Origin of the sequence: Streptococcus oralis (assembly GCF_001075875.1) — a bacterium.
Lineage (GTDB): Bacteria > Bacillota > Bacilli > Lactobacillales > Streptococcaceae > Streptococcus > Streptococcus oralis_I.
Map to the genome: position 1 here is coordinate 1 of NZ_JUOS01000040.1, position 5,446 is coordinate 5,446.

The 5,446-nt window shown below is 39.1% G+C and carries 5 protein-coding genes and 1 pseudogene; all 6 read right to left on the minus strand.

Annotated elements, in window-relative coordinates:
- Window positions 1-211, minus strand: a 211-nt coding sequence (locus tag ADM33_RS02805; protein ID WP_049503083.1) for a DUF3884 family protein, incomplete at its 3' end; no start/stop codon positions are given.
- A gap of 42 nt (window positions 212-253) precedes the next feature.
- The gene (gene lacG, locus ADM33_RS02810; protein ID WP_049503087.1) at window positions 254-1,660 is read right to left on the minus strand and encodes a 6-phospho-beta-galactosidase; all 1,407 of its coding nucleotides are present in this window, start codon (window positions 1,658-1,660) and stop codon (window positions 254-256) included.
- A 282-nt stretch (window positions 1,661-1,942) separates the two neighbouring features.
- Entirely contained in the window at window positions 1,943-3,634 is a 1,692-nt protein-coding gene (locus ADM33_RS02815; protein ID WP_049503084.1) for a lactose-specific PTS transporter subunit EIIC, read from the minus strand.
- A complete protein-coding gene (locus ADM33_RS02820; RefSeq protein ID WP_045763395.1) occupies window positions 3,634-3,951 on the minus strand; it encodes a PTS lactose/cellobiose transporter subunit IIA in 318 nt (105 codons plus the stop codon). The genes ADM33_RS02815 and ADM33_RS02820 overlap by 1 nt, the downstream gene beginning before the upstream one ends.
- A 32-nt stretch (window positions 3,952-3,983) precedes the next feature.
- Window positions 3,984-4,820 carry a PRD domain-containing protein gene (locus ADM33_RS02825; protein ID WP_049503085.1) on the minus strand — a complete coding sequence of 279 codons (837 nt, stop codon included), beginning with the start codon at window positions 4,818-4,820 and terminating at the stop codon, window positions 3,984-3,986.
- Between the two features lie 241 nt (window positions 4,821-5,061).
- A pseudogene (locus tag ADM33_RS02830) lies at window positions 5,062-5,446 on the minus strand (tagatose-bisphosphate aldolase); the annotation flags it as partial.

Here is a 5,446-nt window from a genome sequence, read left to right on the forward strand (position 1 = left end):
CCTTATCTTCTGCGTTGACAAAATTTAAAAATAGCTTTTGAAATTCTTCAAATTCATAGTCTGAATGACAAATCCACTCCTTACCCGTCGAGACATACCATTTTCCAAGACTTGCAAGTTGCTCCTTGGTCAAGGATGGTACATGAGAGCAATGATCAAAGTTAATAATATAAACTTTTTCATAGATTGATTTGATAAAATCTTTGAGCATAAACTTTCCTCGCTTAAATTCTATACCTAATAACTAGTTGTACTATTCAATCACTTGGGTTTCTGCTAATTTCTTGTACCAATGTGCAGATTTCTTAGGATAACGTTCTTGTGTATCGAAATCAACATAGAAGAGTCCATAACGTTTTTCATAACCATTAGACCATGAGAAGACGTCCATCAATGACCAGATGAAGTAGCCTTTGACTACTGCGCCATCAGTAATGGCATCTGAAATAACTTCCAAGTGTTGTTTCACATAATCAATACGTCCATCATCGTAAACAGTGTTGTCCACAAATTCATCTTTGTATCCAAGTCCGTTTTCAGTGATGTAGATCTTCTTGTAGTTTGGATAATCTTTCTTAACACGCATGATTTGATCATACAAACCTTGAGGGTAGATGATCCAGTCCCAGTCAGTACGAGGTACATAGTCAGGAGCTACACGACGACCAACACCCTTGATCTGGTATTTAGAGCTTCCTTTTTCACCTTTACCGTTGTGGATGATCTCAGTTTCACCATCAAAGGCTTCCATCCAATCGCTCATATAGTAGTTAATTCCGAGGAAGTCATTCAAATCTTTAGCTGCTTCAAGTGCTGCAAAGTCTTCGTCACGAAGATCCAAGCTACCACCATTTACTGATAAGATGTGATTTACACCTTCCATTGTTGCATCTGAATAGTGTCCAAGGTATGTAGCATCCAAGATAAATTTGTTGTGAATGATATCTTCTAACTCAGCAGCACGAACGTCTGCAGGATTTTTAGGATCCAATGGATACTTAGTTGGAAGGGCGTGAACAACCCCGATTTCACCTTTGTAGCCTTTGTCTTTGTACAATTTCACAGCACGAGCATGAGACACCATCATATTGTGGTGAGATTGGAATACTTTGGCAAGGTCATACTGAATACCTGGAGGAAACTTTCCGACCAAGTATTGACCGTCACCGATTGGACCAATTTCATTGAATGTTGTCCAGTAGTTGACTTCTGGGAATTCTTCAAAACAGAAGGCCGCATAATCTACAAAGTGTTCGATATTTTCACGATTCAAGAAGTCTCCGTTTGAGTGAAGAGCTTCAGGAGTATCAAAATGGTGAAGAGTTACAAAAGGTTCAACGTGACGTTTGTGACATTCTGCAAATAACTTATGATAGAATTCTACCCCTTTTGGATTGACTTCACCATAACCAGTTGGAAAAATACGTGACCAAGCAATAGAAATACGGATACCGTTTACCCCATATTCCTCAGCCAACTTTAAGTCTACTGGATATTTATGGTAGAAATCACTCGCTGGTTCAGCTGTGTACCAATAGTTATCTGCTAGGTATTTGTCCCAGGCAACAGGACCTTTACCATCTGTATGAGTAGCTCCTTCTGCTTGATAAGCAGCTGTTGCGCCACCGAAAATAAAATCTTTAGGAAGTGTTTTTGTCATTTTTTCACCTATTTCTTGATTGGATAAAATGAAAAGTGAGCGGAGAGGAGCTAGTGAGCTATCCATCTCCGTCTCACTTCTTGTACAAAGTCACCAAATAGTGACATAAAGGGGGAAAACAAATATATAATCCGGAGACTCTTTTACAGTCCTCAAGGTCAGTCGAATTGTGACATGAGGAGGTAAAAACGATATTTTTTTACCGACGAATTAACAAGGCGATTAGGAAATTCGCCATAGCGATTTCCGTGATGATAGGAGACTGTTTTACAGTCCCTATCATCAATCGAATTGAGCCTGAACAAATGCAAGGGCACCTTTACCATCACGAGTCAATTTAATGTACTGTGCACCTTCTGTCTTAGCCAGTTTGATACCTAATTTATCAGTTTCAGCTTTCATATCCTCAAAGTTTGAAGCAACTTGTGGTGCTAAGATAACCAAATCAAACTCTGGCAACATTTCACGGTGAGCACCATAGCCACCAGCTGCAGCTTTAACTGGCACCTTGTACTCAGCTGCTGCTTTGTTCAAGGCGTTGGCAAGAAGACCACTTGTTCCTCCACCCGCACAAAGAACGAGTACGTTGGTTTCTTCTGTAATTGTATTTTGTGCTGATTCTACTCCAGCTTTTTCAAGGATAGCATCAGCTTTAGCAGTATTGAAGTTTGCGGCTACTTTTTCTTTTAATTCATCGTTGGCTTTACCAGAACGTTCTTCTTCAAGAATTTGTTCGTCATAAACTTTAAGGAATGGATAGTAGATTGCAATATCCACTACGATTAACAATGCTGCAAGAGCGAATGATAAGAACTGGAAGTTTGTACCAAGAACAATACCTAGAGGCCCAGGCGTAGTCCATGGAAGGTTGGCAGTAAATGAGTTCATGCCGAGAGTTTCGATAAAGAACTTAAAGATCCATACGTTTGCAATAGGTGCGAAGATAAATGGAATAAAGAAGATTGGGTTCAAAACAAGTGGTGCACCAAACAAGATTGGTTCATTTACACCGAAGAAGGTAGGAACTACTGAAGCACGTCCGATGGCACGATTACGCTTAGACTTACACAACCACATAAACATGAATGGAACTACAAGAGTTGCTCCTGTACCACCCATAGTGACGATAAACATTTGTGTACCAGATGTAAGGATCTTATCAGCGTGCATACCTTGTTGAAGAAGGTTCAAGTTGACTTCGGCATTTGCATAAGTAATCGCTGCAATGGCAGGTTCAACGATAGATGGGCCGTGAATACCGACAAACCAGAAGAAGGCAAAAGCACCAAAGATAATGGTAATACCAAGATAGCCATCAGCTGCAGAGAATAATGGTGCAAAGAATTTACCGATTGATTCTGCTACACTTGCACCGACAAACTGACGAGCGAGCAAGTCAAGAGCATAAAGCGAAACTACTGAAAGAGTAAATGGAATAACATCTTTAAAGACTTGTGAGATATTTGGTGGAACTTCGTCAGGCATGCGAATAGTAACGTTGTTCTTGACACAAACCTTATAGATAGCTACAGTTACAAATGCTGCAAGAAAGGCAGAAAGCAAACCTTTTGTTCCAAGAAAACCAGTTGCAAAGCCACCCTCGATTGGATCAGCTGCTAACATCAGCAAACCAACAATAGCTGCTAAGAGCGTTGACATATAGTTGATTTGATTGGTTTTCTCCATACTACGGTTAACTGAGTCTGTTAAAGATTTAGCAGTGGTTCCAGCTACCAAGACTGCTAGAATCCCCATAGAGTAGCTGTAAGGTTTCATCAAAAGTGCTACTACTTCATCAGACCATTTAAAGCCCCAAGAGTTTGGAACAAAAGCAATCAAGATAAAAATACTTGAGAAGAGAATGACTGGCATTCCTGCGATAAATCCATCCCGAATAGCACGAAGATAGATATTTCGAGATAGTTTTTCAAAGAAAGGCTTCCCTTTCTCGATATAGGCAATTAACTTATTCATTATTTAGCTCCTCTTTTATAAAGTTCAATTAAGTGGTGCATCAAATCTTTTAGCAAGATAGTTGTCATCAAGTGATCTTGGCCATGCATCATGGTCACGCTATAAGCCAAATCATCACCTGCAGCTTCCTTGGTTAAAAGACTCGTTTGCGCGTGGTGTGCTTCAGCGATACAGCTACCAGCTTCCTCAACTAAGCTATCCGCTTTCGCAAAATCACCAGCTTCAGCAGCCTTCAAAGCTTCCAATAATTTTGAACGAGCATCGCCAGCATAGGCTACGATTTCAAAACCTAACAATGTTACTTCTTCTCTATTCATGATAGAATACTCCTTATATTTTTTAATAGATGTTATGACAATAAACGTTGAATGTGTAGAACAAGATAAACTCGTTCACTCTTGTAGAGGTCAAGACCAGTTTCCTGTGCAATGACTTCATAAATTTTGCTACCAATCTCGAATGCTTCTGGATAGGTATTCTTTATATGTTCTTCCATATCGAGCAAGGATTGATTATCATCGCGACTACGATCCAGATAATCCAAGAAATAATTGAGATGAATCATAAAGCGATCGTAGAAATTATTATTTTCAGGTGTTCGCTGGATTTTATAACTCTTCAAAACGCTTTCAACCCTCTTTAAAATTTCCTTTCTCTTATCAATCGACTCAACAACTTCGACTTCATTCTCACCTTCGGCGTTGATGAAATGATAAGCGATACGAATGATTTCGTCTTCAGGGAAATTTTCTGTCAGTTTTTGACGATAAATTTCAAAGGCTTCTTGTGCAATTTGAAAAGCGATAGGATACTTGGCAGAAATGTCAGGCAAGTTACTATCCTTATAGCGTCCTTGACTAATAGCCTGATAAGAACAATAGATATGGTCTGTCAGAGTGACGTATAGATACTCTTGGACAGGATATTGATATTTTTTAGAAAGATTATCAATAATCTCATAAGTAACCGTAATAAAATCAAGCGGTACATCCTTGAGAAGAGCCATAAAATTTTCTCGCGACTCTTCCGTTTTCATTCGGAAAACTTTTTCAACCTGATTCTCAGAAATCAAATCTCCCTTCTTCTTACCGAACGAAATACCCTTACCAATTACGATCAACTCCTCTCCCTTGCTATTCCGCACGAGAGAAACATTGTTATTCATTGGATTTAATATCCGATACATGGCAACCTCCTTGCCCTATTATTTAAGTTTTGTGAGCATAAAAAATGACCACAAATGAACTCAGAAAACATACATCTGAGCCATCTGTGATCATGCCTAATATTACTTAGTAACACTCACTTTGTATTAACTTGTGATTTTAGTATATCACAAGAATGATTTTTTGTAAACCTTTACATACAACTTTTTTTAAAATGTTTTAAAGTTTTTTTACTAGGTTTTAGGACATAAAGGGGGAAGTTTACACACGTTCAGTCCATGAAGTAGCTGTTGTTTGAAGTACTTTATTGAGTTCATCGATGTTCTCAAAACCAGTTGTACGGAGCCATTCGCGAGCGGCTGCTTCACCGTCTTTGATGTAAGCTTCAACTGATCCAGCCCATGTAGCACGTCCACAAAGAACACCATTGAAGTTTGCACCTGATTCGTGAGCAAATACAAGAGTTTCTTGGAAGAGCTTAGCTGATACGCCAGCACTCAAGTAGATGTATGGAAGGTTAGTAGCTTCGTCTTGAGCTTTGAAGAAAGCAGCTGCTTCTTCACGTGTATGAACGATTTCTCCATCACCAAAGCCTTCAACGTATTTCACGTTAACTGGAACTTCTACTTTCAAGACATCGATGTTG